The organism is Vibrio sp. L85, from assembly GCF_963871815.1.
In the GTDB taxonomy this organism is placed as follows: domain Bacteria; phylum Pseudomonadota; class Gammaproteobacteria; order Enterobacterales; family Vibrionaceae; genus Vibrio; species Vibrio harveyi.
The window spans coordinates 1-26,805 of sequence record NZ_CAWMYL010000039.1 but is presented as its reverse complement, the minus strand read 5'-3'; the positions used below and the strand labels follow the sequence as shown (position 1 = coordinate 26,805).

Here is a 26,805-nt window from a genome sequence, read left to right as displayed (position 1 = left end):
TAAAGATGCGAGTCAAACACGATCACCCAAACACAACAGAATTCTCACAACAAGGTCAACAGAGTCCAGCAAGCAACATCTCTGAAGAACTTGAGTCTCGCTTTAACAACGCTCTTAAGCCAATGCCGTCAGAAGCGGAGCATGGTCAAGAGACGACTCGTTTGTACAAAGCGGCATTGAGTTTAGATAAGTTTGAGCCCCTGAAGCCTAAAGCTCAGCCTGAGCAAGAAAGAGCCAAAGACCAAGCTTCTTCTGAAAAAACGGACAAAGCTGGCAGTACAAACGGTGCTGACAGTTCAGACAGTGCGAAACATGCTGCTAAAGCCAATCTTTCTCCGTTAGAAAAAGACTCTACGCTAGGCACAAATCATCAAGCTTCAAAAGACGCTTCGAACAGCGATGCTGTAGAACAGCCAAAGACCGCGACAGAAGCGGAATCAGATATCACAAAACCCGTTAAGCCTAACTCGTTAGTCGAGCAAGCTATTGGCGATAAAGAACGCATAAAGCATGAGAACAGCTTGCACAATACAGGGATAACAGAGCGCCCAAGTAAGGACAAATCTCCTGCCGAAAACAAAGATAAAGACGCTGCTCAATCTCTATCTGAAAAAGCGCCTCTGAGTAATATGGCAGGTAAACATGCACAGCAGCAAGAGGAAATCATTGTGAAAAACCAATCCGTCGGTTCCTCAGCAACAAAAGAAAAAACGACTCGTGATAACCAAGCTGATTCAGCAGGTTCAACCGCATCTCTTGATGGTCTGTATCACGATCCTAAAGCCATTATTAGCGGTTTCCAAAAAGACTTGAATAGTCAACCAACGCCAATCCAGCTTGATGGCAAAGCTGCTACCGCCGTGCAAAACGTATTAAATGGTCAGCGACAAAAGCCAGATACGACAACAAAAGAAGCAGGCACTTTAAGTAACGCGCAAATTAATGCAGAAACGAAAGCTGCGTTGTCAGCATTTGAAGAGAAGCTAAAGCACTCGAAGCAAATTGATTTACATCATTCGACGCCTGAAGCCGACATCAAACTGTTCTCGGCGTCGAATATAAGCCAGCCTACCACCCAAGGTGATGTGATCCTCAAGAGTATGGAGGCGCAAGCACCACAAAGTTCGGCAAGAGATGTGAACGAGCTGATCAGCAAGTTGGTTGACAAGATCTATGTGTCTTTGCCAAGTGCGAACGAGAAGGAAGTCCGACTGCTTCTCAATGAAGGTCAGTTAAAAGGTGGCGAGATCTCGATTAAACATGACAGTTCTGGTTACAGCGTCCTGATCAAGCAAGAGCATGCCCTGTCACTGATCAATCAAAACGCTAAACAAGAATTGGTTGAGCGCTTGCAACGCTTGGGTATCGACCAACCAATTCGAATCTCGGTCAGCGAACAAATGAACCAACAACAAGATCAACAACGCTCGCGACAACAACGCAGTATTTATGATGAATGGAAACCTGAGGACGAACGATGATACTTGATTTTCCCAAGGTCGACGCATCGAGCATCGCACTAAGCAACCAACTGTGTGCGAAGCAATGTCACTTTCAAGATAGCCAGAGCAACAGCCTGTCGGTCACGCTTGGACAAAAGCCTGAATTTTCGGGCTACCGTTTAACGCTACTCATTGGCGGACAAACGATTCAAATCGATTTTTGTGGTGCGCAGTTACAACAGTGGCTACATGGCATGCTTGACTCAACGGCATTTGAATCGCTGCCAAACTCATTGCAAATGGCGTTACTCAGCAGCCAGATTGAGCCCTACACCGATGTCATTAAGCGTCTGTTTGGGCAACTGCCAGTGTTGAGTAAGTTGCAAGCTCATGAACAGCAAGCTCAGCAAGAGAATGTGTTGATGCTTACCATCAACCGTGATGACGCCTCTCTTAGCCTATGGGTAAATGAAGGTCGAGATGTGCTGATTGACGCCTTGCCACAGGCACCGTCTTACCTAAGCCAAAACATTGCGCTGCCGTTCTGGCTGAGCTTTGGCAAAACACGTTTAGCACTCGGTCAATTTGAACAATTGGAACTGGGCGATGTGGTGTTCTTCGATGATTGCTACATCGCACAACATCAAGTGCTCTTTCAGGTATCCAATCAAAACCTTTGGCGATGCAAACTCGACGAAACCACACTCCATATCCTAGAAAAAGAAACCAATATGAACGATATCAATAGCTCTGAAGCACTTACCGACCACCAACAACTGCCAATTGAACTCACGTTTGATGTTGGTCAGCAGACCATTACTTTAGAGCAACTTAACGCTCTGCAACCTGGTTTTACCTTTGAACTTAACCAACCAATTTCTAACCCAGTGACAATGCGAGCAAATGGCAAAATCATTGGTGAGTGCGAATTGGTGAACATTAATGAACGCCTAGGTGTGCGTGTACTCGAACTGTTTGGCGGTAGTCAGGAGCCAGCATGATCCAGTTACCTGATGAACTGAACCTCATCGTCACACTCGCCCTACTTGCTTTGATTCCTTTCATTGCAATGATGGCGACTTCTTTCGTTAAGCTGGCGGTGGTGTTTTCCCTATTGCGAAACGCACTGGGTGTACAACAAATACCACCTAACATGGCGCTCTATGGATTGGCGATCATTCTGTCGATCTTCATCATGGCACCAGTGGGTTTTGAAACCTATGACTACGTGACGCAGCATGAAATATCCTTAGAAGATTCCGAGAGTATCGAAGGACTGATTGAGAGCGGATTGCAACCGTATCGTGAGTTTTTGAAGAAGCACATTCGTGAAACCGAATCGGTATTTTTCACCGATGCGGCAAGAACATTGTGGCCACAAAAGTACGTCGATCGTTTGGAATCAGACAGCTTATTGTTGTTGCTCCCCGCCTTTACGGTAAGCGAGTTGACTAGGGCGTTTGAGATTGGTTTCTTGTTGTACCTACCTTTCATCGCAATCGACCTGATCGTGTCCAACATCCTATTGGCAATGGGCATGATGATGGTATCGCCGATGACGATCTCGCTACCGTTCAAACTGCTGCTGTTTGTATTGCTAGACGGTTGGACCAAGCTGACTCATGGCTTAGTGCTCAGTTACGGATAGTAAGGAGAGAAGCATGAATCCGGCTGAAATAATCCACTTTACCACTCAAGCTTTGACGCTTGTTCTGTTCTTGTCGTTGCCACCGATTGTCGTTGCGGCGCTGGTTGGTACTTTGGTCTCGCTCATTCAGGCGTTAACTCAAGTACAGGAACAGACGTTGGGTTTTGTCGTTAAACTGATCGCCGTCATCATTACCTTGTTCGTCACCACACAGTGGCTAGGCGCAGAACTGCATGCCTTTGCAACATTAGCTTTGGATAAAATCCCGCAAATACGATGAGTTACGATGATTTGCACCAAGCGTTGTTCCTATACAGCTTAACGCTTCCTAGGTTAATGGCTTGCTTTATATTTCTGCCCATCTTAAACAAGCAAACTCTGGGCGGCACCATGGTGAGAAATGGTGTCTTGTGCTCCCTTGCGTTGTTTATTTTTCCGATGATTAACCAGCAGGATTTGCCCGCAGAAACGGATGGGATCTGGTTGATGATCATCTTGGGCAAAGAGGTACTGTTAGGTCTGCTGATTGGCTTTGTTGCGGCGATCCCTTTTTGGGCAATCGAGGCGGCAGGCTTTCTCGTGGATAACCAACGAGGCGCAGCAATGGCGAGTATGTTCAACCCTACCCTCGGCTCACAATCGACGCCAACCGCAGTACTGTTGACTCAAACTCTCATCACCTTGTTCTTCTCGGGCGGTGGCTTTGTCGCTTTTATTTACGCGCTATTTAACAGCTACGCTTCATGGCCCGTCATCAGCTTTTTCCCGTCCGTAACGGAAGAGTGGGTACACTTTTTCTATGCCCAGTTCGAACAATTAATGTGGCTTGGGGTATTGATGTCTGCGCCTTTAGTATTGGCGATGTTCCTTGCCGAATTTGGTCTGGCATTGATCAGCCGTTTTGCACCACAGCTGAACGTTTTCTTCTTGGCAATGCCAATCAAAAGTGCCATCGCCAGTGTGTTGTTGATTGTGTACTTGGCGTTGATGATGAATCACTTTCAAGCACTTTTCTCTGAAATTGTACTGTTCAGAGAGCAGCTCAATACCATTTGGTGATCGCATAAGAACACAGTGGAGAGAGGCGAATAGGTGACTGTTCACTAGCTTCCTCCTCTCCGATGATTAAAACGCTTTTAGATTGAACTAAATTTAACTATGAAAGATAAACAGGCCCAGTAATGAGCGGAGAAAAAACAGAACTCCCCACTCCGAAAAAACTCCGGGATGCCCGTCAAAAAGGGCAAGTTGCAAAAAGTCAGGAAATCGTTTCATCGGCGTTGATTCTGGCTTTGATCACCGTGCTATTTGCGTTTGCCGATTACTATATGTCGCATATCTCCGCCCTGCTTTTATTGCCAAGTGAACTGGCGTATCAGGGCTTTCAAGATGCTCTTCTCGATGTAGCAATCGCCATTGCCAAAGAAATGGTTTATCTGCTCGCGCCGATCATCTTAGTCGCCGCTCTCATTGCCATCATGGCGAACATGGGTCAGTTCGGCTTTCTGTTTAGTGGCGAATCTGTCAAACCAGATATCAAGAAGATCAACCCTGTTGAAGGGGCCAAGCGAATTTTCTCGTTAAAGAGCATTATTGAGTTTATTAAGTCGATCCTTAAAGTTTCGCTGCTTTCATGCATTATTTGGGTAACGTTAAAAGGTAACTTAAACACTTTACTGCAGATTCCTACCTGTGGATTAGAGTGTGTACCGACCATCACTGGCGTGCTAATCAAACAATTAATGATCATTTCGGCAGTTGGTTTTATTGTGATTGCTGCTGCCGACTTTGCTTACCAAAAGTTTGACCATACCAAACAATTGAAGATGACCAAGGATGAAGTGAAGCGCGAATACAAAGAGATGGAAGGCAGTCCAGAAATCAAAAGTAAGCGTCGTCAGTTGCACCAAGAGCTACAAGCCTCCAACCAAAGAGATAACGTTAAACGCTCGAATGTTTTGGTAACAAACCCAACGCACATTGCCATTGGTTTGTACTACAAGAAAGGCGAAACACCTCTACCTGTAATTACCCTGAAAGAGACCGATGCGATGGCGAAACGCATGATTGCAATAGCCAAAGAAGAAGGGATTCCTGTCATGCAGAAAGTGCCACTCGCACGTGCGTTATATTCGGATGGCCAGCTAAACCAATACATACCTGGCGATCTTATTGAAGCCACCGCAGAGATCTTACGTTGGGTTGTGTCTTTGGAGCAATCTGAAGAGCAATAAGCAAGAAGCAAGTTTTGTCTTTACAACAGCAAGCCTTGACCACGGTTGTTTTGACGTTTTTTCATTAGACGGTTTTTCATCAAAAACAAAAGGGAGCATCTGCTCCCTTTTGTGTTTTCTTGTTCGCTAGGATTTCACTGCGGACTTTGGTTTAAAGCCAAATCAGTTAAATCCAACCTTCTGCTAAGTACATCAAACGTAGTTGGCTTGGCGAACCTAGCTTTTCCAGCGCCGAAAGTTGCCCATCATCAAGGTTCGGGCTTTTATCCAAGTACACACGTCCGTTCGCTGCATCAAGAGGCAGTTTGTAGGTCAAAGTCTTATTGATGTCTTGTGCCTTACCTTGATCAATGGCTCGGACGGCTGGCATCAACCAGTCCCAATCTTCATTGAGCAGTTTCTTAAACGCACCATTCGCCACCGATTCAGTTTGACTTGGAGCATCTTCCACACTCAGTTTAAGCATAGGATCGACATCTGGTACTAAATGCTCGCTAGCATCTGAGCCCAACATCTTCTTGAGCGTCAAACGCGCAGCTTCCATTTCTTGCGCTTCTTTTGGTGCTTGAGGCGATGTCATAGACTTGTCTTCCTTTGGGCCTAAGTACGCCATTAAAGCGCGCACTGATGCTGCATCTTGCATGCTGAAAGTAAAGTCACCCTTGCTGTTAGACACTTCAATACGTGGTAACACGCCAGACATCGGCTCTTGACGAAGTTGATCTTGAACTTCGTTGTTCAAGCCGTAAGAGCCAGCTTGACCAGCAACAAAACCAGAGCCACTGATTAAGCCCGATGCTGCCACACTGCCTAGTGCTTCTTTTGCTACAGGAAGTACACCTGCGGTACCTACGGAGGTAACACCAAATGCTCCAAGACCACCTGTTGCCATACCTAACGTGGCACCAATCGCGCCTTCTGCCGACAGAGTGGCGTGCCCGTGTGCAAGTGCTTGCTGCATTGGCAGTGCCAACCTTTGGTCGCGACCGGGTAACTGGGCAATTTGATCCAATTGGTGGTGGTATGCCTCTGCATCGCCATTGACGGCGGCTTTATGCAATTCACGCCCAGTGGCAACCAACAAGCCAACACCCGGTAGCGCCAAGTTAATCGCTGCGTTGACACCAGTCCCTTTAATCTTCTCTTTCGCCATCTCAAGTAACTCAGCACCAAAGCCATCCATCTTTCCTGGGTATTGGTTTTCGATGCTGACTTGTAAACGTGGGTCTTTGCTGATCGAATCGAACGTGCCTTTTAGATTTTCATAAGCGCTTCCGTCAACCTTTACTTCTTCCAATAGGCTGACGACTTCAAGGATCTTACGCTCAGTCAAAGGCTCGCCGCGATAACCTGATGGGCTAACAAGAGAGAACGCCAATAATGCCGTTTCTGGTTTTTCTTCTTTTAACAGCGCCTGTTTTAAATCTAAGTGAGTCTTAATGTTTTCTTGGAAGTACTTTTGATATTTCGAGCGCAGCACGTTTTCACTCACCGCTGCGAATTTTTGCCCTTTATGGAAGGTCGATGGCTCTTTGACTTCACCGCGCTTACTGATAACGCGATCATCTTTTTGTGCCGCGACAGAACGGAATTGATCCAAGCTCGGAACGGGGCTTTGACTGATTTTGCTGGTTGGACTTACCATGGGAGAACTCCTTAAACTCGAAGCGTCTGAACGTGAGATTGTTCTTGATTGATAAATTGGGTTGGGTCTTGGTCTAGCATCGCAAATCGAGCCTGCCAGAGTTGCGTTTGCTCATTGAGGGCATGGAACCAAGTTGATAGGCTCGCTGCGTTTAAATGCTCAATTGGCTTTCGCCCTGCAAGAACCAACTGTCGACCATTGGGTGCAAGTGAAAGCGTTAAGCTCCCATCCGCAATACCGAAATAATTAGCATGGGCGAGAAGTTCGAGACCTTTCAGTCTCAGTTCACCGCTTTTTTCGAGCCCACCAAAAGCCACCGATAAAATAAGATCGTTTTGTTCTGTTGCACTAAAGTAAATAACGTAACGATCATCAACCAATAACTGGCAACGATTTTCTTCAGAAAAAGAAAGTGGTGGTAGCTCGTTTATTTCGCAAAACTCTTTCAATAGAACTTGTAATGTATTCATCGTTTATTCCTTCTGTTTCACTATTGCTAGTAAACAACGAATGGCATAATTACGATGTCGAAAATGGCTTTTATTTTGTTAGTTTCACGATACTGTCGTGATTTGCGCCACAAAAAATGAGAAATAAACAATGAGTAATTTTGAGTTTAATAAATGAAAAAAGAGCAGCGAAATGCTGCTCTTTTAAGAGATTAAATATTAACAACCGATTATGAAATCTTTAATTTAGCTTATGGCTATCAAAAATAACTTCAGACGGTGGGAACATATTAGAAACAGGTGGATGAGCAATATCACCAAACATTCTTGCGCCAAAAGCTGATGCTGCCCAAGGGTCTACAATCTTCACATCTTTATTCCATGTACTTGGGTCTTTGATATCACTACCATCTTGTCGACCAACCAGAACATACAAGTGCGTTCCTGAGTGTCCTTTCTTGAATGCCACTACTTCAACCTTGGTGTTTTGATCCATTTCACCTTGCATTCCTTGAATCATTTCAGAGGCGGCGGCAAAGGCAAACGTCGTACAGCAACCGGCTTTAGCATCTTGAACAGATTTCGCGATGTTTTGCAGTGTGCCCATTTGAGGGCTATTGCCTCTTTGCGCTGCGACTTGAACCATGTTTGCCGACATGGTTGCTTTTTTATCTTGTTGAACTCTCGCTGGGTTGGCGTAGAACCCCTCTAATCTTGGTTTCGCTTTCGATTGATAGAACTCAGATCGCTTGTCACCGAACGTATTAAGGTCAGTACAGGCAAAATCACCCAGCTTTTGCAGTGCGCCTTGATGCTTTCTGATCAGGGCATCTGCAGGGTCAGTTTTACCCGTACTGGATGGCTTTGAAGTGCTTGAAACACTCGGCCAGTTCTCTCGTGGTCCTGTCGATAGTCGCTCTAAATCTTTAAGGTTTCCAAGAGTCAGCTTATTCTCACCATTAAGTACGTTTTGCATCATGGCTTTTGCGACGTCTTTCGGCAGACCTTGCTTAACCAATAAACCCACTACAATCGCTTTCGCTTTGTTTTGGTGATTGATACGAGCGCTTACACTTGTGTTTTTCGGCGCACCTTCTTTAACAAAGATATCTTTGCCACCATGAGCTCGGACTTCTTTGTCGTCTGATTGGTTTTGCGTAGATAGGTGTGCAGTCAGCTCGCTGAGCGAGTGCATATGTGATGTATTGATATTTACCATGACCATAACCTTTTAAACAGAGATGAAAGAGTGCAGCTTTTCGTGTTGTTCAGCCGACTGATGCTGAGTCGTTAGATATTGATTCCACAACTGGCAAAGCTCCATAAGCTGAGTAATCATGGTCGAAACTCGACTCACTTCTGACGTCATTGGCATGCTTACTTGCATGTGTACTTCTTGGTTTTCTGGGTTTATGCAGAACTGCACGCCACCTGATTCGCGGTATAAGAAGTTATATTCTAAAAGTGTCTGCAGTTTTTTAAGCTCAAATGCTTCTTCACCTTGGCAAACCTTGATTGAAAATAACAGTTCTTCTCTCTCATCCAAGCTTTGAACTTCAACTTCTTTGCCTGCAGACATATATACAGCCCACATTTGATTATCATATGCCGTCACTCGATCAATATCGAGCGTGTTACCAAGTTCAATTAGTAAGGTATTCACCTTATCCATACTCAACTACTATCCTGATATTTAATATTGATGTATTAATTTAACAACCAGATATAAAATATCGAATTTAAAATACATCTATCACATCATTTTTGTTTTATTTTTATTACTATGGTTAACTTTATTAAACTAACCATTACTGCAAAAACCAAATTAAGTATTCTTGAGCAAACGTTCCGCTCTTATGAGGCAATAGTTAAATAGTGAGTAAAGCCTTTAAAGATGAACAGATTGTCAGTTGATGGGAGTATTGTGCTCAATAACAGCGACAGAATATGCCAGATATGGTCGGCTTTTTTTCGTTTTAAGCCGTTTATAGAAAGGTATATGGTGAGAATCAAAGAATCTCACCACGGTGTACACATCTTTACTCTTTCAATCTCAAGCAAGTTACAGCTACTGAGATACTTCAAGTTGAATGGATTTCGTTAATTAGATGAGGACTTAGCTAAACAAAGCCGCCAGAGTACATCGGTTTAAAGGCTTCTGTTGCCAGTTTATCCGCATTCGCCACACTGACGTTTGGTGCACTGGATTCTCGGCTCAAAACCACAACTTTGGTTTGCTCTTCCATGTTCGAGCTATTTTTCTTGATATGATCAATCAAGTCAGCAAGCTCCGCCTCTCCTTTTGGATCGCTTTTACCACTCAAACCCGCTTTTTCCATCTCTGGCGTCGTCACACGTATGGTCACATGAGGTTGGCGGCGACCCATCGCAACTTCTGCATCGTGGATTCGCTTTTTCATCATAGTATTGGCTGAAGACGGGTAACCTTTCTCGAGATGTAAGGTGTAGCTTTGTTCAACAGTAAAAGACGTCCCCGCAGGAACCAAGATTTCTCTCTCACCTTCAGCTTTGCTGATAGGTTCAATATTCATCCCGATGTCTGGCGTAGGGTTGATGACTAAAAGTGCACCTTTCGCCATGTAACTTTGTGCCACGTCTGGAGCACGCGTTGTACTCATGAATCCAGGAAACTGAAAACCGGTTCCTTTCTCTAACGCCGCATCGGCGACACTAGTGTGACAGCCATGCCAGACTTTACCGGAGTATCGCTCAAACATTGGAGAGTCTAGCGCAGCCTGCAACATATCCACGGTCTGGCGATACTCTTTCTTCGCCTGCGCTCGCTCAGCAGAACTGGTGTATTGGTTACGTTTTAGGAACGATTGAAGACGAATCTCCATTTCACTCTCGTTCTTTGGCGGAGCAAAGTCGCCGTAGCCTGGGTTGATAATATTCGCGCCATTCCCTGTGTAGAATCGAGTCGTCGCCAGCAGCATCACGTTAATCAACGTCGCTTGGTTATTCGCATCATCACCAATGGCTTCTAATACCGCTTGTTGGCGTTCAGCTGGCGTAGCTTTGCTACTCACGACATCTTGCAAAAAGGCCAACGCATCTTGGTGATCAGGTTTGTTTTTTAGCACCAACTGAGCATCAAGCATGTTTGACTTATCTACCGTACGAAAAGTATCCCACACATCATTACGGTCGCCGTAACGAAAAACATTACTCAGCGATCCTTCCTGTGAAGATTCCGCCAGCAAAGACGCAGCATTGCTGAGAAGCTGTTGGTATTGCTCAGGAGACTGACGCTCTAACCAATTGCCTAACGCTTCCGCTTTAACACCGTCAATGAATGGCTGTCCTGACGGTGTTCGCTCAGGCAATTCCGGCATGGTTCTCTGCTCGGTATTGTATAACTTCAAGTCGTTCATATTTTGCGCAGCGTAGAGAATTTTCTCAGAAGCCAGACCAAAGGTATCGTCCGCCTCTTGATGACTCTGAGCAGCCTGCGCCAGTGCATCAAGATATTCACTCCCAGCATATTGTGATGGGTAGCCTTTCCCTTGAGTCACAGAATGGTCGAACTCCTCAACACTCATTTTCACCGGTTCAATCGCAGGTAAATGAATTTCTTGCCCATTTAGCGTGATTGTCTTGGCTTCCATTCCGGGTAAGTCGATGTCTTGGCTCACTAGACCCTCGTAAGCACCAAGCCAATTGCCCGTCTCGCGCGCTTGCCACGCCATCATGCCATCACTGTCTACCGTCGCAGCGCCGTGGTCGTTGTGCTCCATCGCATAAGCATCCAGTGCTCCCATGATCTCTGTAAAACTGTGATCACGTGGCTGAATCATCCACCCCAATAGCAAGGCTCGAAATGCTTGCGCTTCAGAAGCGGGCATTTTGAGAAGGCGTGCCACTTCGTACATAAAAGAGGTGGTACTAGATGGTCCAGCAAACATAGGTAATTTCTTATCCATGTTCTGTTGGCGCCAGTTGACTGAAGTTGGCTCATCCTGACCAATCGTGGTTAAGGTTTTATCATTGATAACGAAACCACCATAGCCGGACTCATGCTCTGAACGCTCTTTTAAAGCAACGGCGTCGTTGTGATAAGCCGCAGGCTTCATGGCCTCCTGCATTCCTTGAAACTTGAATCCGGTCCCTTTATGAGGGTCGCCGTTTTGACGACTGCCGATAAAGTCATTGCCGGTTTTGTTGCCAAGCGCTTCACTTGTATTCCAATCGGCATACTTAAGCCATGCCCAACCGTGGGGCTGGGTTGTGGTCGGAGTCGAGATCTCAGGTTTTGCCCCTGCACCGTGTGAGTGGAAAATGTTCAGCCTTTGATTCGCTTCTTTAGCATTCAGCAATGGCTGATTCACGGCATCGCCCATCATCTTAAGTCGCGAAGGATCACGAAATACCCTCAAATGACTATAAGCTAATGTAGTCAGTACCCGAGCATTGGCTTTAGGGTCATTGAGTACGCTGTTGAGCTGCTCTGCCCACTTAGCGTCGTCGTCACTCCAGCCGTCCAGAAAACCGATACCTGCGTCTTCATTTGTCTTTGCTACTGGCACTGAAGGATCTTTCGCTTGAGCGATCGCTACATTTTCTAGGATTCGACGCAAAAACGATTGAGACATGTACTCAACTGCAGGGTTCTGCAGCAGGTCATTGCCCAAATGGTTAAACTCAAATGCTTGATTGGCTTCTGCAATCTTCTCCACCGACTGAGCAACTATCTGGTTTTTCACCGCGTCAGAGGTTGTTGGAAACTGCGCATTCACCTTATCTCGGACCAAATTTTCAATGCTGCCTTCATACTGTGCAGCACGCATGATGGCATGGTTAAACTCCTCCACAGCCTGACGCAATGGCGGCATTGAGACAGGTTGCGTGTTCAGCGGCGGCTGATTACCAACTAGGGAAACGGAGACCGATGGGGTCTGACTTAAAGAGGTATTAACCGCTCTTGGTGTCTGTTGCGAGGACAGTAAAGCCGCGGTGCTTGTCGCCCCGTCTGTGCGAATCGTCGTTTGCATCGCTCACCCCGCAGTGGATTCAGTGATCGCATCAAACAAGGCACTGCGTAAACTGAGCGCATTTTGCCAAAAGACATTGAGGTCGCTATTCACCACGGAGTCATCCGGCAGAGCAAAATTGAGTACAACAGTAGCGTTGTCTGCCGCTAACGAGAACGACGCAATGCCGACGACATCAGGGTGAGAATTAAGCGCCAGCAGTTTGGAAGGCGATATGCCCCCTTCTGGCTGTTTGGCTGGTGACAAAGGGAACATGACCACCATGCGATTTTCATAATTGAAAATCGTGGCGTAATGCATACCGTCTTCGCCAACCAAGTTACATTGACCATTCAAAAGCTGCCATTGCCCACCAGATAAGTCGGATAGCCAGTTGTTTATGATTTCTTCTTTGTTCATTGCGAGGACCCCTTTTCGTATTGAATAATCAAAACGATAAGCGCAAGGGCATTCGCCATATATCACTTTTGGTCAGAAGTTTTTAGGGCGGCTTTTATCAGTTAGCGCTCGCTGCTTTCATTTGCATGCTAGTGAGAGAAAGTTGATGCTGAATCTAGAAATAGCCAGCCACTGAAAACAAAAAAGCCCAGCATCGCTGAGCTTTCAAGTTTCAAAGATAGGCGTTATGAGAGTACCTGTTGGCGCTCGCTGAACTGCTTGGTAATCGCTTGTTTGAGCGCTTGCAACTGTCCGTCGATACTGGCATCAATGATGCCGACTTCCGTTTCTAAGATACATCCGCCATTTTTGAGTCGCGCATCGGCAATCACTTCAACATAACCAACTTCAGGGAAGTCACTGAGTATTGAAGAAACCTTTTCTCGAACCTCAGTCACTTGCTCTGGGTGCACATGCAAGATGACTTGTTTTTGGTTGCTAACCAGTTGAAGTGCTTCTCTTACGACACTTGCAGTTGTATCCACATCATCAAAGCTGCTGATGATCTTTCTGACTGCATCCAGTACTACACCTGTCATTTTTTGTTCGACCTGCAAGTAGTATTCATTACATCTTGCTAGCGTCGCCATCATGGTTTCCGCGTTCTCGATCTTCGCTTGATCGATACCATCTTGATAACCACGTTGTCTTTCTAACTCATAGGCTTCGTCGGCTTTAGCAACAATGCTCTCGGCTTTGGAATGTGCTGCTTCAACCAAATGTTGCGAATCTAAGTAACTCACATAATCTTTTGCTTTGAGAATTTTTAGACCCGGAGCCAACTGTAAGTTGTCGGTTTTTATTTCAACAAATGAAACCATTGAGGAATTACCTGTTTTGCGATTTTCTTTATAAGTCGATAAGCAAGATCTCGATGCGTTTCATCCAACCAATCTGCATTGAGTGTGGTTTGAGTGAGTGAACGTTCGAGTTTGAACTGCCATCTTTGCACGAGCTCAGAGGGCGATTTTGCCAATAGGAATCTTATCCATAGATAGCCGAGCTCACGGGCAGTCTTTTCAAAGCTGGCTTCATCTAAAGTCGGCGGCAGCAATTTTTGCCAACCGCTTGGCCAGTTTGAAATCATCATTGGTCCTTGCTGAATCAGAAAGCGGGTTTCATCAACACCAAAAACATGATTGAGACACTGTTTAGGCTGTTTCAATACGACTTGGCGCATCGATTCGCAATACATTGCTCCGCCAATCATCAACAACAATCTGTTGGTCGCTTCGGCTGGCAACAGTGCCAAACTGTTAAATGGATGATTAAAGATATGGTCAGTAATCGACGATAGCTGCCACTCTTCAATGCACCACTGATTGATTGTCGCTTGCTCCCTCCAGCCTTGGAGTCGTAACAACCAAGGCTGTTTTTCGCTTACCCAGCTCTCATCAATATAGCTGCAAGGACAATAGTTAAACTGATGCTGAATCTGAGAAACCGGCGTATCAGAATTAACCACGTTTTGCATTCCTGCGGCACCATGCAAACGTCGCCGCGTTAGAACCAATGACGAGTAGCACTAAGAATACGAGGATTGCAATCAAATGGCTTGCCGTGTCTTTGGTTACTTGAATCGACAAAATACTTTCAAATTGGTTGCCCTGAGCCGTCACTCGAACTTCTGAAGATGGCACCATAACCACGCTAATACGATCGTAATTCAGCCCTTCGATACTGTTGTTCACCAGCAGCTTGATTTGAGGGACGTAAGAATCCAGAGCGACATCCGCTGCGTGTTTGATAAACACAGATGCCGATGCTGGCGTCGGACGCTCACCTGGACGAAGGTTTTGATCTTCAAGTACAACGTGAACGCGAGCCACTAGCACACCATCAATTTGTGACAAGGTTGAAGACAGCTCTTGCGATTTCGCGTAGATAAGTCTCGCTCTTTCAGCAAGCGGAGACGAGATCAGGTCGTCTTTCGGGAACACTTCTTTCAGTGTTGAAAATTGCTCTCTCGGATAACCTTTACGTTTCAGTGCATCAACCGCAAACGCAATCTGGGCGTTATCGACCATCAATTTAACGGTGTTGTCTTTATCTGGCTCTTTCGTTGCCACTACGCCCTCAGAAAGCAGAATAGACAGCATTTCATTGCCTTCTTTCTGGCTTACTCCAGTGTATAGCTCCGTCTGACAACCGACTAAAAATAAAACGAGTAACATGCACGCGGCACGCATTGTCTTCATCATGACTATTGGGCCTTCAACAGTGTTTCTACGTTCTGTGTCGTTTTACCTACCGTCTTAGCAATCAGCTCTTCTTGAAAGGTAATTCGAGTCAACGCCCACTGCATCTGCAAAAGTTGAGCGGGATCGTCACCGACCATTTTCATGCTGTCGGTTAAACTGGTTTTTGCATTGTCGATGGTATTTTTCAGTTCGCTAATGTTTTCTAACAAGCCACCTTCTAAACCGTGGTTTCCCTCCGGTGCTAGCATCGCTTGCTCGAAACGCTCACTAAGCCCCTCTTCAGCTTGTGCGTCTTGCACTTGCTCGAGGTTGGTTTGCATTACTTCTGTGTACTGCGTATTGATCATATCCGTTCCTATGAGAGGTCTAGTTTGTGGCTGTAAGTCAACATGTTCTTGACCATGGCATTCTTTTGTATAACAAAGCTCAGCTCTTTTCGGACCATGTCCAACACTGGGGCTTGATCGGGGATGTCTTTCAACTCTGCCCAACTGTGCCAAAGCGCTTGTTCTTTTTGCGCGCCAAGCGGGAAATGCTCAGAAAGCAACGCTTTCAACTCTTGGCGGTCTTTAGGGGGTTCCGCTAATAAGCGCCCCGAAAAACTGCCCAACAACTCTTGCTCTAATGATGCCAACAATTCTGGTGACGCTTTATCGGTGCCCTTTGCACTTCTCTCCTGACTAAAGGCGTACCATAACGCTTCTTTCTTCTCGCTAGGCGAGGAAAACGCACCTTCAAGCGTACTGTTGAGCGTAGTAGCACTGAAATTTCCAGTACGTTTTAGCGTCTCGTACCATTCCTTTATCGCCGTTGTTTTGGCTTCGGCTTGTGTGACGCTGTCCGCGCTCTTTTGCGTCGACGATGTGCTCTTATCTGATGAGCTATCACTCATTAACCGGCTCATCTTGTTCGCATCATGTGCATCAACTCTAGAAGGTTGCTGCACATGACCGAGCGTGTAGTTGAATGCGTTGTTTTCAACCTTCATTAAAGGTTCCTGATGTCCTTAGAGAAACTCATGGCAAAGGCTTGGTTTTCTTCACTGCCTTTTGATGCCATATCTAGCCAAGACTCCGCTTTGCTTGATAGCCCAGCTTTTCCTGCTGCTAACGCTGCCAGACTGATTAAGTCTGGGTACGTCATACAAAGCGGTTCAAGTAGACGATGAGCGTCTTCGTACAAGCCACGATTCATCAAACTCATTGAACGAATCATAGCGACGACTTCTTCTGCACCACCTTGTGACTCAAGGCATTCCGCGATGGTATTTGCCTCTTCATGACGATGCAGACCGGTTGCCATCAACGCTGTTTCAGCCAGCAGCAAACGCATGTCTTTATCCATAACTTACACCTTCTGCAGAATCGACTGCATCACGTCTTTGATTGCACGAGTTGTGGTCGCGTTGATGTTGTAAACCACAGACCATTTGTTGATTGTGTGCTGCAGCTCTGCAAGCTTCGACGGATCGTCTGCGTTCGTTTCTAGGTTTTTGATTGCCGTGTTTACGTCTTCGTTCGCTTTTTGAGCTTGTGCTTCTAGTTTCGCCTTAACGTCGTCGAGATAAACACTTTTACTCGAATCATAAAATGACATAGGTATCGCCTCTTTTTATTTATTGTCTTTGAAAGTTTCAATTACAGTTAAGGCTGCTTGATACGCCTCATGCTGTTTGAGTAGCAATTGATATTCTTGTGGTGAACAACCAAGATCGAGCTGACGCTTTACTGCTGACTGCGCTTGCTTGAACTTGAGGATGATCGCCTCTTTTTCTTGCTGTCCTGAATCGCCTTGTAATAACTGCTCAAGATTTGTCATTGGTATTTTCACCTTCGTACCCTAGATCAATAGTGATCACTCGCCCGCCTTTTACGAGTTCAATCCCTGCAGGAGTAACGCTAGAAATGCGATATCCTTGAGGAGTGCGGGCACCTACCATGTAACGAACATTGTCTGTGAGGATGACGTAAGGGACTCGACCAAAGTTCACGCTACGAAACGGAAAATCGATGTTGGTTCCTTTGCTTACCTTAGGAATGGACTTCAAAACCAAATAAGGTTTCTCGCCATACTGCTCACGGAAATCTCTCGTTACGCCATAAAATCGAGTGGTCTCAATGTCATCAAGCTCACCACGAACTTCGATGCGGTCACCGCTAGTCACAAGCTGAACTTTCTTCAAGAGCTCCGCTTTTTCTAACAGTTCTTTAAGCGTATCCATGTACGCACCCGCTCTTTGTAGCTCGACCTTCCAAGCAACAAGTCCAGGGACATCGCGTTCTAATATCTGCTCAACTTGGCTCCAACGACTTGCGTCATCGATATAGCCCGTTAGCAGCAGCGTGCCTGTCTCATCACCATTTTCGACTTTGACTTGGTGATAACCGAGGTTGCGCAAGATAAAGCGCACACCACGGCGTATCTCTTCCATCGTTCTCAGGTCACTTTTGTAGTTGATACCCAAGGCATCAATCCGACCAAGTAGTTGGAGTTTCTGTGTTCTGTCTTCGACGTAACCTTCAAGTACCGCCTGTCGAGCACTTGCGTTCCATTCAACACGAACATCGTCAAGTTTGAGCTCGCTAAGAATGTTGCGCACCAAGACAATCGGTTCTGCTGCGGTGATGGCGTCTTTGTCACTGGCATGAATTTGACTGTACCAAACGCCTGCAAATATCACGCTTGGAATCAAGCTACACATCAATCCAATGAGCAGTGTTCTCTTCCAACCTGACGATGGTTTATGGCTGACGGGGGCAGCTTGCTTGTCTGATGCATCGCTTGCCACATCGATAACCAAATCGTCTTCTAGATAACCGACTGCAAAGGTTAAACGACCCACAGAGACCAGCGCGTTTCGCGCCAGCTCAATGCCACCAGCATCCACGGTGACACTCTCATTGTTGATGGAGACCTCTTCACAATCGCGCAATAAAACTGTTTCGCCATCGCAAACCAAAACAAGGTGACTTGCTTTGATGCCAGAGTCGGTTAACACCAAATCTGCAGTAAAATCATCACTACCTAATACCAATGAATCATTGGGTAAGGTGACTTCCACTCCGGAATGGACACCGGAGAGGATACGAATTTTCCATTGCTGCATTGAGGCTACTGCTCCTCTAATGGTCGAACGCAATGATTCTCTGAGCCATTACACTCTTTAATTTGTACTCGCCATCCTTTTTGTCCCGTAGGAAGCTCGCATTCTGCTAGCAACGATGACTTTCCTTGTGACAACAAATCTTGCTGGTAACGCTCGGCTTGCACTTGAGTCGTACAGCTGTATAGAGCAAGCGCTGATTTAAGGTCTGCACTGTTGTTTGAAATGTTGTTTAACGTGCCAATCTTTGGTCTTAAATCATATTCATTGCCGATGAGAACGTTGTCGCCAATACCATCCACAACAATTCTTGGTTCGATAATGAACATACGTACCGTTCTTCTTGTGGTGTTTTCCGTACTTCTAAACAAAGCACCAAGGTATGGAATGTCTCCTAGCAAAGGGACTTTTCGCAGCTTGTTGCTGATTTCGTCACGGTATACACCACCGATGAGCAGGCTTTGTCCCTGTTTCACTGTCGCCAGTGTGCTGATTTCTGTCTTGCGAATTGAAGGCACACCGTCGATGTCACCATCAGAGATTTGCGCACCATCTTCTAAGTGCAGACTCAGGTTGATTTCTGGTCTTTCCACAAATCGATCGCCGACGATACGAGGCACGATTTTCAATAACGTACCGTACGTCACTTGCTCTAATGCTGCCGTCTCTTTACCGATCAACTTGACGTAAAAGGTGCTGCTGTTATTGAGTACGGCTTCCACGTTTTCTTGTGTTAGCAAGGTTGGTCTTGAAACCACCTGCGCGCTGCCTCTAGATTCAAGCAAACGGATTTGAGCCAATAGGTAATTCAAGTTCGTTGCGTCAAGCAAAGACTTAAAGGTTTGTCCGCTGCCAAGCTCGACATCGCCATCACCGACGTCACCCGTTGTTTTGAGATCCAGAATGCTGTTGTTACCAACCGCAACACCAGCTCGCCAGTCAACACCAAGCTGACTCAAATCGTTCGCGCTGATATCAACAATTGAAAGCGCCACTTCGATTCTTGACTGCGGCTGATCCAACTGAGCAATCAACTTACGATACAACGGCAATCGAGCTTGCGTATCGCGCACAATGATCGCGTTTAACCCTGGCTCAGCTTCTACCGATGCGCCGCTATGGACAGAAGCTTTTTTAGTCACTGTCGCAGACTTACTCGCTCCTGCTTCGTCGCTCTCATTCGCCACCTTAACTTGAGTTTGAACACCGGATAGAACTCGGCTCAATACCGAAGCAATACCTGGCACCGTCACCCCTTGGTCACGATAAGTGATCTCTCTATCCGTCGCAGAGGCGTACTTCAACGGAATAATGTCAACAAACAATTCATCCGTAGAGTTGGATTTTTGTACCAGTCGGCTTTCCAGCGCTTCTGCCGTTTGCACAACCAGATCGACGTACCTCGGAGGACCAGCCAAGTAAACCAGACCTTTATTTTCTGCTGCGCGCCAACCGTAACGAGAGTCCCAGATCCCGGTTGAAATCAGCGTGCTACGCAGTTCACGAGCCGTTAGCAGTTCTAGCTGTAGCAATCGCGAACGAGTTTCCGTCGCTTTGTATACATGAAGTACCGCGCCATCGAAGTACCACATCAAGTTGTAAACTTGCGCCAAATAGTCGAGAAACTCGGCTGGGTCTTCTGGTGTAAATCGACCACTGACACGGTCATTTACTTTATCGCTCACCGATACAGAAACGCGGTAGTTTGCGCCAAAGTTGTTCAGTAATTCTTTTAGCGAATCATTGTCCGCGTAGTAACGAAACGGTTGATCAGACCAATTAAGCTCAGAAGCATGAGAAGGAAGTGCCATCATCAAGCTTGAAGCACACACCGCTGATAACACGAGTCTGCGCATTTGTGTCTTTAAAACTGCAAGCATTATGGAATCCAAACACTGTGGCTAACGGTATGATTAACACGCTGGTGCTCGAGCAAATCGCTGAACTGCTCCACCAAATTCACGTGTTGAGAAAGTTGCGAACAAAGCGCTTCTGTCGTTGCGCTTTCCATATTCATTTTGCCTTGCACAATCAACTGCGCTTTGTCGTTCACCGTTAACGTGCTGCGCGTATCTCGCAACGTTTTCAAAGAGAGCTGCATACAGTGCTTTAGCGCCTGTTCTTTTTGATAATCAAGGTGCTGTTCAAACTGAAATGGGAGAACGGTTTCCCACAAGACCCATGATGATTGCTGCCGAATGTTAAGCAGCATCTGGTCGACTTCGATGTCATAGGAACCATTATTTGAGGCAATAAAATCCCCAACCCCTAGCGTTGCCGCTAGAGATTTCATCATTTGATCTAACATATTTAGCCCTATTTAAATCTGGCTGAGATGGTTACAAGCTTGACCGCACTGGTTGCTCTGAATGTCAAAGTAGTAATGATCTACGCTGCCAACGGTTTGCATGTCTTGAAACCATTGCCAAATTTTCGCGACGGCATTTAGGTCGCTGTATACAAGATCACACGCATCCCAAACATCGTTTAGCTCAGGCGCTTGTACTCGCGCTTCGCTACACCATATTTTCCATTCAGAGATAAACTTATCCGACGTTCTGCTGTACTCAGATAAGCCCTTGAGTTTTTCTAGAGTTGGTTTCCACTCTTCAACCAATGCTCGATGAGATTCAACCACTTGGTTTTGCTGCTCATTGAGAACACTTAGCTGCTCATGCAATTCACTCTGCTGGCTCTTAATCAGTTCCAGTTGTTGCTCTGCAAAAATCGCACTGCTCTCTTCTCCAGACAATCTCAACCAATACTCTTTCTGAATACTCAGTTGATTGATTAACTGTTCAAGCTTGATGGAATCATGCAACACCGTCTGATCCGTCTGCTGATTAACCCACTCATTTAGAGTCAAGTACATCGAAAGGATCAGCGTTTTAGGTGACGCTAGATTGAAGCGGTAACCTAATCGGTGATTAATGTAATCCAGTCTTTGTTCAAAAGTGCTCAACGCACGATTGTCACTGAGTTGCCCACCCACCTCTAAAAAGAGGCGCATAGCAAATCGATCTAGATACGTCCCAAGCTTTTGATATGTCTTAATCAGCTGACTAGCACATAAACAATCGACGACATTGCGATCAAGCAAGCGCTGGAGTAAAGACAATTGGTCGTAACTCAGAACGCCTTCACTGAGTAGCTGTCGGTGATTGACATTAACAACATTGGGCTCTTGCGATGATTGGGATAAACCTTCGTATCGTGCGCCTCGCTGTAATACAGTGACCTTCCTTTGCGTCACAATGTTGTTAGGAAAAAGCGAACGGCGTCGCCAATGCTGCTTTTTCATTTGTGTTCTTCTCCGCATCTACTTCGAACAATCCAGAAGGAAGTAGAGGTAATAGTTTTGTTCGTTGTTACGCTGAGCATAATAGAGTTTACGTCAGTTAATGCCTTTCAAAATTAGTCAGAAAATTTTAGTCGTCAGACATTTCACTTAGCAATTGCTACTTGTTCCTCTCCAGAACGAACCTTACTTGGTGTCGTTCCGAAGCGGCGGCGATAACTTTGTGTAAAGTAAGATTGGCTTGAGAACCCCGCTTCCATCGCAACGTCGACGATGCTCATTTTGCTTGTGAGCAATAGCTTGTGAGCATGCAATAAACGACGTTCACTGATCCACGCTCTAGGAGAAATACCATAATATTCATTAAAGAGCTCTTTAAACGTAGTCAAACTCGCACCAAATTCTTGGGCGTAGTCGGTCAGTTTCCACTCTTTAAGGTAATGAAGCTCCATAAAGCGACGCAGTCGATCTGAGGTTCGGTTTGTCAGTTGTGATAACAACGCGTAGAGGTGTTCACCTTGGTCCCCATGCAACAATAAGATGAGCATTTCCTCATACTTTAAGCGCATAATAGCATCAGGAAAAGACTGTTCTTCTAGCGTCTTCATCCCTGATAGTGTCTGTTCTATCAATAAGTTGAGAGTAAAAGGGAATAATCCAGACTGAACATTCTCAACCTTTGGCAACGACATCAAAAGATCACTATGCTTTTGCAATAGTTGACTCACCAGTTCATTGTCAAACTCGATAACAGAAGCCGTATATTGACCATCTATCGGTGTGTATTCTAGTAAGTAATCCCCTTGAGATAGATAAATTCCACAACCAGCAACAACGTCTAGCGTGCAATCCCCTGTTTGGACTCTCAGTTGACCATTGTGAACGACAACAATGTGAGATTGACTAGAATGAAATACTTCATCGTGTTTTTCATAGCAGCAAGCACTATGGATTTTTCGCAAGCGCGAGTCGACCCTTTCTGTGTTTAGTTGGCCTAACACATCCATTTTCTACCCTTCATAATTTTAATTTCTCTAATCCCCATCAGAGAAACTGTCAAAGTCCCGCAGTGCGAAGACAAACGCAGGACAATTTCAATTAAAGAAGCAAAGAAAAGAGCATAGAAGCGCATAACACTCCCATACCCCCCGAATAATAACGAATAGCTCAAGCGCTACCTTTGGTAGCAAAATAATCTTGGCAAAGAAACCTTCCCGATATTGTTATGTATTGTTTTCGGGAATTAATAAGCTTTTGCTAAAGTTCAACTTATAACTAGTGATACTAAAACAGCAAAAACTCTTTTTATATTAGAATAAATGAAAGTACTAATGTTAAAGTCCACTTCATTTATATTGATATTTCTAACAACTTTGAGCTGTTTATTTTTAAACCATTCTACCTAGCCAACGTATCCAAGGCGGTGGATATAACCATAAAAATTATGATGGGCGCAACCGATATTCATATAAAGACAAACTGACCCGATGACCTAAGTTGATTGATTAATAGAGACCTAGGTCTGGAGATATTACTTTCAATTGTCTTAATTTTTTAAATAATAAAGACAAATGAAAACGATTACTTTTTTTAGTAATTCTTATAAGCTTCTAGCTTTAAGTCCTTATGTACACTGCCTTGCGTAAAAATATACTGCTCTTCTTTTTTTGCGATAATTTCACCTTGAGAACGCAATATAGCGCGCACTTTCATTTCGCCATTTCCAGCTTGTATTGGAGCAATAACAACCGAGTACTGAACAGGTAACTGAACCCCTTGATAGTCTTGCTGTACAACTGTAAAGCATTGATTATCTGAAACCTGACATACTTCGACGTTTACAGAAGTACTCACTGGAGCGACGTAATCATCAAACGTTATCCAACCAAATAGCGTTCCTTGAATATGATTAGAAAACCCATCTGATACCGTATTTGTGGTAGCACAAGCGCTGAGAAGCAATGCACTTAGTATCGGAATATACGTATTACATTTCATTATGGATTCTATTTGACTGAATATGTTTTAAATAAAAATGAGCAGGCGCAATTTTGGTACACAAATATATAAAAGATCAACTATTATTTTATACACCATTCGGACAATATAGATTCTCAAAAGTAAGACTCATTATTATTTGATAAGGAATTTTTATTGCCTTTATTTTATAGTTGATACTGCTTCCAAATAAATGCTCAAACTTTCTGCAAAGGTAAGTGGTACAACACTTGAGACATAAGCAACATAGTTGATAAGTTTTTATTATCCGCATAGAAAAAACGCTTATATAAAAAATTCCAACCAATATTGATAAACATCAGTTTTAACTTTCCATAATTTCGATGATAAAATTCTAAAAAGGACTGCTTCTATGTCAGCGCGCCAAATCGTAGATGAGGTTTTGCTTAAGTTTGCTCATCAAATAGGTTTGCCTGAATTACATTTGACTGAAGACGAACTGGGTTTAGCTTTTGACGATAACTTAAGAGTGCATTTCATTTTCCACCCAGATACAGAAACGCTTCAACTAGAAGCAGAGATTGTCGACCTACAAATTGTTAATTCTGATCTTTATCGTTCTTTTTTGGCATTCAACTATCATTGGTCTGAGCATCAACTGTTTTTTAGCCTAGATAATCACAGGCACAAGCTTTGTTTAAACAGGTTGCTTCAGACCGAGCAGCTCGACTATGAGTTGTTTGAGAGTGCACTTGCTGAACTGCTCACACAGAGCGAGTCTTGGGAGTCATTGTTGTCTGCCCATATCGCAATGGAAGTTTCACCATCTATGCTTCAGAGCTCGGACTTAAGAGTTTAGGTACCCTATGTCCAATGACATCCAACCAACACCAAAGAACTTGTCTATCGACCGGTTAGAACATACCGAGCAAACAGCCTCTGTAAAGCAAGGCTCGTTTCTAGGTCGAACCGTTGTGCAGATAAGCCCTAAAGAGCGAGAGGTGAACCGAGCTAACTCCAAGCTAGAGTTAAGTGAGTCTCTGTCGATGCTTGCAAACGTCGATATTTGCAACTCAATCTTAAGCTTCGAGAAAGATTCCAATGCGGTACAAGCTTTGTTAAATAGAAAGGTTCAAGTGCTCAGTCAACCTCAATAAGACCGACTTTAAACAAGCACTCGCTTCGCCAAAAACGAAAAGCCCCGAACTCTCGGGGCTTTTGTTGTTTCTAAACTGCAGATACAAAAAAAGACGCCCTAGGACGTCTTTTTTCAAGAATGTGGCGGTGAGTGAGACCTAACACCTAGAAATATAACTCTTTGAATTTATGCTCAACTTACAAGTTGGGTAGAAAAAAGCATTTCATTACGCATACACCCTAGCTAATTTTACCTTGTCCCGTTTTAACTCACTAGAGTAAGTATAGTAGAAAAGACTCCTATCTCTGATCTGAGTAGGAACAGAACTAATCATTATTTCGATTCTGCTCGAATGCTGGTAACAGTCATAGACTCCGAAGCACATACCGCTAGTTACAACGGCTCGTATTCTATTGAGTTTTGCATCTCTAAGATCATTCGATGAGTTTTTATTTTCTTTTGAATACGTTCAGGCAAAAGAGAGGCATACTCCGCAGTATCTAGTTGTTTAAAATCTAAGGCAATATCATTAATGATCTTGACATATTTATCACCAACTTCTTTAAGCTCATTCAAACGCTTTGTCTCCTTGCCAATCGCACCTAGCAAGTGTTGTTGCTTACTCCAAAGTTCATCTAAATTTACACCACTCTCGAGCTCAGCTTTCTTTTCCTCTAGACTCTCCGTTTCTTGCCTTAACCATTTGACACGGTTTTCTAACTCGGTCAACGCTTCACTTGATACACCTTTTCTATCTAGTGCAGCCTCAAGCTCACTCGTGACTTTGTAATGCGCTCCATCCAATATTTGTTGCGCTGTTCTTTGAGCGCTTTCAATCACTGATAGCTCTTGCTTTAGAGCATTCTCGGTAATCATTTGAGCATTCTTTCTTGCATCTTCTATTTCCGACGCTAACTCAACTAGAACATCATCTCTAACTTCTACTCTGACCTTTTCACGTTGTTGTTCTGCTTCAACTCTCGCATTGTTAATGATTCTTCCCGCTTCTAACTTGTTAAGATAAATGGTTTGCTTGAGTTGTTCTAATTCTTGATTTAAAGATGACTTCTCTTCTTCAAGCCGCGATACCGCTACTTGAAGGTCATTAGCGAGGGACTTTATCTGCGTATAGAGCTCTTTTTGCTCCCGCTCTTTTTCTTGCCACTTTTCAACTCTTTGTTTGATTCGGGCTACCCTTTCCTCAGCCTGTTCCTCACGCTCAGAAATGTTATCAGTGATTCTTTGAACTTGTTTGCGGTGCCTTGCTATCTTTCTCAACAACATACTTCTTTCTTTGCTGATACTCATCGCAGCTTGCTGCTCAATAAAATCCCAGAATGGATTTAGCGGATTTAATGCTGTTATCTGAACTTTTACATTTTCATAGCTGTTCAGCAGCGAATCTGAGTCCAATCCAACAAGAAATAACTCAAGGGCACTCCTACCCTGCTTTCGAAAGTCCACTATTTTATCTGGTGGGGTCTCATGAGTATTAGTAACTTCCACATAATACTCTTCCCTGCCAATCTGGCAGACGATATCTGGAATCCTACCGTCTCGATAGACCTCTAGCCGGACATTTTTCACTCCTACCATTTCACAATCACTAGAATCAAAAATGCCACTGGAATATGGATGAGGAATGAGCTTCTCCCGTTCAATGAACTCCTTTGCACTCAAATGCAACTGGGTTTCATACGAATAGCGACATTCTGCGTTACTTTGATGGCGTAAGTAGCTAGCTATGCCTTTATTACTATGTGCGGCAACCATGAAGTCTCCGCAGCAAGGGCAGACAACGTCATCCTGAGTGCCACTTTCAAGCTCAACAACAGAAACAACTCTACTCTCGCTTAGCTTCCACCCAAAAATAGAACGATTTCTCATGCACACCTCAACATTGGAAAAATAGTGATGGTTAAAAACATAAAATATGGAATCAATCTCATATTAATTACCATACTAAAATCAAGTCAAAGACAATGTGCTTACTTAGTGTGATCATCCGTCGCATATAAGATCGAAAGACGAACTTATAACTGCTCTATAACCTTTCGAGTCTGCCTCATTTTGAATTTATTCGTTTAAACACCCCAAAACTGCCTGACTAATTCTAAATGCAGCGGTTTAGCTAAGTTAAGCTAAGCTAAGAGAGAACCTATGATATGTTCTTTCCAAATGATATGGATTGACGTATCGACACTGCCGTTGTCCAGATCTGACAGCCAGCTAAATGCT

Annotated in this window: 29 protein-coding genes; 8 read left to right on the top strand and 21 right to left on the bottom strand. The window is 44.6% G+C overall.

The window, feature by feature from the left end; genetic code table 11:
* The first annotated feature begins 5 nt into the window (after nucleotides 1-5).
* The 6 genes from AACR11_RS06995 to sctU all read left to right on the top strand — a co-directional run bounded on the left by AACR11_RS06995 (nucleotide 6) and on the right by sctU (nucleotide 5,324).
* On the top strand, nucleotides 6-1,481 hold the full coding sequence (locus AACR11_RS06995; protein WP_079324591.1) for a type III secretion system needle length determinant: 1,476 nt from the start codon (nucleotides 6-8) through the stop codon (nucleotides 1,479-1,481).
* Nucleotides 1,478-2,443, top strand: a complete 966-nt coding sequence (gene sctQ / locus AACR11_RS06990; RefSeq protein ID WP_029789053.1) for a type III secretion system cytoplasmic ring protein SctQ — start codon at nucleotides 1,478-1,480, stop codon at nucleotides 2,441-2,443. The genes AACR11_RS06995 and sctQ overlap by 4 nt, the downstream gene beginning before the upstream one ends.
* A complete protein-coding gene (gene vscR, locus AACR11_RS06985) occupies nucleotides 2,440-3,090 on the top strand; it encodes a SctR family type III secretion system export apparatus subunit VscR (RefSeq protein ID WP_005426130.1) in 651 nt (216 codons plus the stop codon). The genes sctQ and vscR overlap by 4 nt, the downstream gene beginning before the upstream one ends.
* A gap of 13 nt (nucleotides 3,091-3,103) precedes the next feature.
* Nucleotides 3,104-3,370 carry a SctS family type III secretion system export apparatus subunit VscS gene (gene vscS / locus AACR11_RS06980; protein ID WP_005441784.1) on the top strand — a complete coding sequence of 89 codons (267 nt, stop codon included), beginning with the start codon at nucleotides 3,104-3,106 and terminating at the stop codon, nucleotides 3,368-3,370.
* Nucleotides 3,367-4,149: a type III secretion system export apparatus subunit SctT gene (gene sctT / locus AACR11_RS06975; RefSeq protein ID WP_005441782.1), complete on the top strand. Its 783-nt coding sequence runs from the start codon at nucleotides 3,367-3,369 to the stop codon at nucleotides 4,147-4,149. The genes vscS and sctT overlap by 4 nt, the downstream gene beginning before the upstream one ends.
* Before the next feature lie 122 nt (nucleotides 4,150-4,271).
* Nucleotides 4,272-5,324: a type III secretion system export apparatus subunit SctU gene (sctU, locus tag AACR11_RS06970; protein WP_079324589.1), complete on the top strand. Its 1,053-nt coding sequence runs from the start codon at nucleotides 4,272-4,274 to the stop codon at nucleotides 5,322-5,324.
* Between the two features lie 166 nt (nucleotides 5,325-5,490).
* Here sctU and AACR11_RS06965 read toward each other — a convergent pair whose 3' ends face one another.
* The 20 genes from AACR11_RS06965 to AACR11_RS06870 all read right to left on the bottom strand — a co-directional run bounded on the left by AACR11_RS06965 (nucleotide 5,491) and on the right by AACR11_RS06870 (nucleotide 23,468).
* A complete protein-coding gene (locus tag AACR11_RS06965; RefSeq protein WP_029789052.1) occupies nucleotides 5,491-6,969 on the bottom strand; it encodes a cation transporter in 1,479 nt (492 codons plus the stop codon).
* A gap of 11 nt (nucleotides 6,970-6,980) precedes the next feature.
* Entirely contained in the window at nucleotides 6,981-7,439 is a 459-nt protein-coding gene (locus tag AACR11_RS06960; protein WP_017188265.1) for a CesT family type III secretion system chaperone, read from the bottom strand.
* A gap of 220 nt (nucleotides 7,440-7,659) precedes the next feature.
* Entirely contained in the window at nucleotides 7,660-8,637 is a 978-nt protein-coding gene (locus AACR11_RS06955; RefSeq protein ID WP_009698260.1) for a hypothetical protein, read from the bottom strand.
* A gap of 12 nt (nucleotides 8,638-8,649) precedes the next feature.
* Nucleotides 8,650-9,090: a type III secretion system chaperone gene (locus tag AACR11_RS06950; RefSeq protein ID WP_005450259.1), complete on the bottom strand. Its 441-nt coding sequence runs from the start codon at nucleotides 9,088-9,090 to the stop codon at nucleotides 8,650-8,652.
* Nucleotides 9,091-9,538: 448 nt separating this feature from the next.
* Nucleotides 9,539-12,430: an ADP-ribosyltransferase gene (locus tag AACR11_RS06945; protein WP_029789051.1), complete on the bottom strand. Its 2,892-nt coding sequence runs from the start codon at nucleotides 12,428-12,430 to the stop codon at nucleotides 9,539-9,541.
* Between the two features lie 3 nt (nucleotides 12,431-12,433).
* Nucleotides 12,434-12,829, bottom strand: a complete 396-nt coding sequence (locus AACR11_RS06940; protein ID WP_029789050.1) for a hypothetical protein — start codon at nucleotides 12,827-12,829, stop codon at nucleotides 12,434-12,436.
* A gap of 224 nt (nucleotides 12,830-13,053) precedes the next feature.
* Nucleotides 13,054-13,689, bottom strand: a complete 636-nt coding sequence (locus AACR11_RS06935) for an HrpE/YscL family type III secretion apparatus protein (protein ID WP_017819085.1) — start codon at nucleotides 13,687-13,689, stop codon at nucleotides 13,054-13,056.
* Nucleotides 13,668-14,333 (bottom strand): SctK family type III secretion system sorting platform protein VscK, encoded by a 666-nt coding sequence (gene vscK / locus AACR11_RS06930; RefSeq protein ID WP_029789048.1) that lies wholly within the window; start codon nucleotides 14,331-14,333, stop codon nucleotides 13,668-13,670. The genes AACR11_RS06935 and vscK overlap by 22 nt, the downstream gene beginning before the upstream one ends.
* Nucleotides 14,326-15,069: a type III secretion system inner membrane ring lipoprotein SctJ gene (sctJ, locus tag AACR11_RS06925; protein ID WP_005441767.1), complete on the bottom strand. Its 744-nt coding sequence runs from the start codon at nucleotides 15,067-15,069 to the stop codon at nucleotides 14,326-14,328. Before sctJ ends, vscK begins: the two co-directional genes overlap by 8 nt.
* Before the next feature lie 2 nt (nucleotides 15,070-15,071).
* Complete coding sequence (gene sctI / locus AACR11_RS06920) at nucleotides 15,072-15,416, bottom strand: type III secretion system inner rod subunit SctI (protein WP_005450269.1); 345 nt, start codon at nucleotides 15,414-15,416, stop codon at nucleotides 15,072-15,074.
* A gap of 8 nt (nucleotides 15,417-15,424) precedes the next feature.
* Nucleotides 15,425-16,057 carry a YopR family T3SS polymerization control protein gene (locus AACR11_RS06915; RefSeq protein WP_061065747.1) on the bottom strand — a complete coding sequence of 211 codons (633 nt, stop codon included), beginning with the start codon at nucleotides 16,055-16,057 and terminating at the stop codon, nucleotides 15,425-15,427.
* The gene (locus AACR11_RS06910; protein ID WP_005441753.1) at nucleotides 16,057-16,413 is read right to left on the bottom strand and encodes a YscG family type III secretion system chaperone; all 357 of its coding nucleotides are present in this window, start codon (nucleotides 16,411-16,413) and stop codon (nucleotides 16,057-16,059) included. Before AACR11_RS06910 ends, AACR11_RS06915 begins: the two co-directional genes overlap by 1 nt.
* A 3-nt stretch (nucleotides 16,414-16,416) precedes the next feature.
* Entirely contained in the window at nucleotides 16,417-16,665 is a 249-nt protein-coding gene (sctF, locus tag AACR11_RS06905; RefSeq protein WP_009698265.1) for a type III secretion system needle filament subunit SctF, read from the bottom strand.
* A 15-nt stretch (nucleotides 16,666-16,680) separates the two neighbouring features.
* Nucleotides 16,681-16,887 carry an EscE/YscE/SsaE family type III secretion system needle protein co-chaperone gene (locus AACR11_RS06900; RefSeq protein WP_005450274.1) on the bottom strand — a complete coding sequence of 69 codons (207 nt, stop codon included), beginning with the start codon at nucleotides 16,885-16,887 and terminating at the stop codon, nucleotides 16,681-16,683.
* On the bottom strand, nucleotides 16,874-18,175 hold the full coding sequence (gene sctD / locus AACR11_RS06895) for a type III secretion system inner membrane ring subunit SctD (RefSeq protein WP_005450275.1): 1,302 nt from the start codon (nucleotides 18,173-18,175) through the stop codon (nucleotides 16,874-16,876). Before sctD ends, AACR11_RS06900 begins: the two co-directional genes overlap by 14 nt.
* Before the next feature lie 5 nt (nucleotides 18,176-18,180).
* Nucleotides 18,181-19,986, bottom strand: coding sequence for a type III secretion system outer membrane ring subunit SctC (gene sctC / locus AACR11_RS06890; RefSeq protein ID WP_223295722.1), 1,806 nt, complete (start codon nucleotides 19,984-19,986; stop codon nucleotides 18,181-18,183).
* 65 nt (nucleotides 19,987-20,051) lie between these two features.
* Complete coding sequence (locus tag AACR11_RS06885) at nucleotides 20,052-20,480, bottom strand: YscB family type III secretion system chaperone (RefSeq protein ID WP_029789046.1); 429 nt, start codon at nucleotides 20,478-20,480, stop codon at nucleotides 20,052-20,054.
* Nucleotides 20,481-20,492: 12 nt separating this feature from the next.
* Entirely contained in the window at nucleotides 20,493-21,473 is a 981-nt protein-coding gene (locus AACR11_RS06880) for a T3SS regulon anti-activator ExsD domain-containing protein (RefSeq protein WP_079324587.1), read from the bottom strand.
* Between the two features lie 143 nt (nucleotides 21,474-21,616).
* A complete protein-coding gene (locus AACR11_RS06875; protein WP_029789044.1) occupies nucleotides 21,617-22,477 on the bottom strand; it encodes a helix-turn-helix transcriptional regulator in 861 nt (286 codons plus the stop codon).
* A gap of 583 nt (nucleotides 22,478-23,060) precedes the next feature.
* Nucleotides 23,061-23,468, bottom strand: coding sequence for a YscW family type III secretion system pilotin (locus AACR11_RS06870; protein ID WP_005450280.1), 408 nt, complete (start codon nucleotides 23,466-23,468; stop codon nucleotides 23,061-23,063).
* A 373-nt stretch (nucleotides 23,469-23,841) separates the two neighbouring features.
* Here AACR11_RS06870 and AACR11_RS06865 point away from each other — a divergent pair, with 373 nt between their 5' ends.
* Together AACR11_RS06865 and exsE2 are read left to right on the top strand one after the other, a co-directional pair.
* Nucleotides 23,842-24,288, top strand: coding sequence for a type III secretion system chaperone (locus AACR11_RS06865; protein WP_005450282.1), 447 nt, complete (start codon nucleotides 23,842-23,844; stop codon nucleotides 24,286-24,288).
* Nucleotides 24,289-24,295: 7 nt separating this feature from the next.
* A complete protein-coding gene (exsE2, locus tag AACR11_RS06860) occupies nucleotides 24,296-24,586 on the top strand; it encodes a T3SS regulon translocated regulator ExsE2 (RefSeq protein ID WP_005450284.1) in 291 nt (96 codons plus the stop codon).
* A gap of 374 nt (nucleotides 24,587-24,960) precedes the next feature.
* Here the strand turns inward: exsE2 and AACR11_RS06855 are convergent, their stop codons facing one another.
* Entirely contained in the window at nucleotides 24,961-26,454 is a 1,494-nt protein-coding gene (locus AACR11_RS06855; protein ID WP_079324585.1) for a hypothetical protein, read from the bottom strand.
* Nucleotides 26,455-26,805: the final 351 nt, after the last annotated feature.

What these genes read in the sequence shown, in the direction of transcription:
- exsE2 (WP_005450284.1), top strand. Translation starts at nt 24,296, where the DNA reads ATGTCCAATGACATCCAACCAACACCAAAGAACTTGTCTATCGACCGG.
- AACR11_RS06950 (WP_005450259.1), bottom strand. Translation starts at nt 9,090, where the DNA reads ATGGATAAGGTGAATACCTTACTAATTGAACTTGGTAACACGCTCGAT.
- AACR11_RS06855 (WP_079324585.1), bottom strand. Translation starts at nt 26,454, where the DNA reads ATGAGAAATCGTTCTATTTTTGGGTGGAAGCTAAGCGAGAGTAGAGTT.
- AACR11_RS06965 (WP_029789052.1), bottom strand. Translation starts at nt 6,969, where the DNA reads ATGGTAAGTCCAACCAGCAAAATCAGTCAAAGCCCCGTTCCGAGCTTG.
- AACR11_RS06875 (WP_029789044.1), bottom strand. Translation starts at nt 22,477, where the DNA reads ATGGATGTGTTAGGCCAACTAAACACAGAAAGGGTCGACTCGCGCTTG.
- AACR11_RS06880 (WP_079324587.1), bottom strand. Translation starts at nt 21,473, where the DNA reads ATGAAAAAGCAGCATTGGCGACGCCGTTCGCTTTTTCCTAACAACATT.
- vscR (WP_005426130.1), top strand. Translation starts at nt 2,440, where the DNA reads ATGATCCAGTTACCTGATGAACTGAACCTCATCGTCACACTCGCCCTA.
- sctQ (WP_029789053.1), top strand. Translation starts at nt 1,478, where the DNA reads ATGATACTTGATTTTCCCAAGGTCGACGCATCGAGCATCGCACTAAGC.
- sctF (WP_009698265.1), bottom strand. Translation starts at nt 16,665, where the DNA reads ATGTCATTTTATGATTCGAGTAAAAGTGTTTATCTCGACGACGTTAAG.
- AACR11_RS06900 (WP_005450274.1), bottom strand. Translation starts at nt 16,887, where the DNA reads ATGACAAATCTTGAGCAGTTATTACAAGGCGATTCAGGACAGCAAGAA.
- sctC (WP_223295722.1), bottom strand. Translation starts at nt 19,986, where the DNA reads ATGATGGCACTTCCTTCTCATGCTTCTGAGCTTAATTGGTCTGATCAA.
- AACR11_RS06945 (WP_029789051.1), bottom strand. Translation starts at nt 12,430, where the DNA reads ATGCAAACGACGATTCGCACAGACGGGGCGACAAGCACCGCGGCTTTA.
- AACR11_RS06865 (WP_005450282.1), top strand. Translation starts at nt 23,842, where the DNA reads ATGTCAGCGCGCCAAATCGTAGATGAGGTTTTGCTTAAGTTTGCTCAT.
- vscS (WP_005441784.1), top strand. Translation starts at nt 3,104, where the DNA reads ATGAATCCGGCTGAAATAATCCACTTTACCACTCAAGCTTTGACGCTT.
- AACR11_RS06995 (WP_079324591.1), top strand. Translation starts at nt 6, where the DNA reads ATGCGAGTCAAACACGATCACCCAAACACAACAGAATTCTCACAACAA.
- AACR11_RS06885 (WP_029789046.1), bottom strand. Translation starts at nt 20,480, where the DNA reads ATGTTAGATCAAATGATGAAATCTCTAGCGGCAACGCTAGGGGTTGGG.
- AACR11_RS06870 (WP_005450280.1), bottom strand. Translation starts at nt 23,468, where the DNA reads ATGAAATGTAATACGTATATTCCGATACTAAGTGCATTGCTTCTCAGC.
- sctU (WP_079324589.1), top strand. Translation starts at nt 4,272, where the DNA reads ATGAGCGGAGAAAAAACAGAACTCCCCACTCCGAAAAAACTCCGGGAT.
- AACR11_RS06940 (WP_029789050.1), bottom strand. Translation starts at nt 12,829, where the DNA reads ATGAACAAAGAAGAAATCATAAACAACTGGCTATCCGACTTATCTGGT.
- AACR11_RS06910 (WP_005441753.1), bottom strand. Translation starts at nt 16,413, where the DNA reads ATGGATAAAGACATGCGTTTGCTGCTGGCTGAAACAGCGTTGATGGCA.
- AACR11_RS06935 (WP_017819085.1), bottom strand. Translation starts at nt 13,689, where the DNA reads ATGGTTTCATTTGTTGAAATAAAAACCGACAACTTACAGTTGGCTCCG.
- AACR11_RS06960 (WP_017188265.1), bottom strand. Translation starts at nt 7,439, where the DNA reads ATGAATACATTACAAGTTCTATTGAAAGAGTTTTGCGAAATAAACGAG.
- sctI (WP_005450269.1), bottom strand. Translation starts at nt 15,416, where the DNA reads ATGATCAATACGCAGTACACAGAAGTAATGCAAACCAACCTCGAGCAA.
- sctD (WP_005450275.1), bottom strand. Translation starts at nt 18,175, where the DNA reads ATGCAGCAATGGAAAATTCGTATCCTCTCCGGTGTCCATTCCGGAGTG.
- sctT (WP_005441782.1), top strand. Translation starts at nt 3,367, where the DNA reads ATGAGTTACGATGATTTGCACCAAGCGTTGTTCCTATACAGCTTAACG.
- AACR11_RS06955 (WP_009698260.1), bottom strand. Translation starts at nt 8,637, where the DNA reads ATGGTAAATATCAATACATCACATATGCACTCGCTCAGCGAGCTGACT.
- sctJ (WP_005441767.1), bottom strand. Translation starts at nt 15,069, where the DNA reads ATGATGAAGACAATGCGTGCCGCGTGCATGTTACTCGTTTTATTTTTA.
- AACR11_RS06915 (WP_061065747.1), bottom strand. Translation starts at nt 16,057, where the DNA reads ATGAAGGTTGAAAACAACGCATTCAACTACACGCTCGGTCATGTGCAG.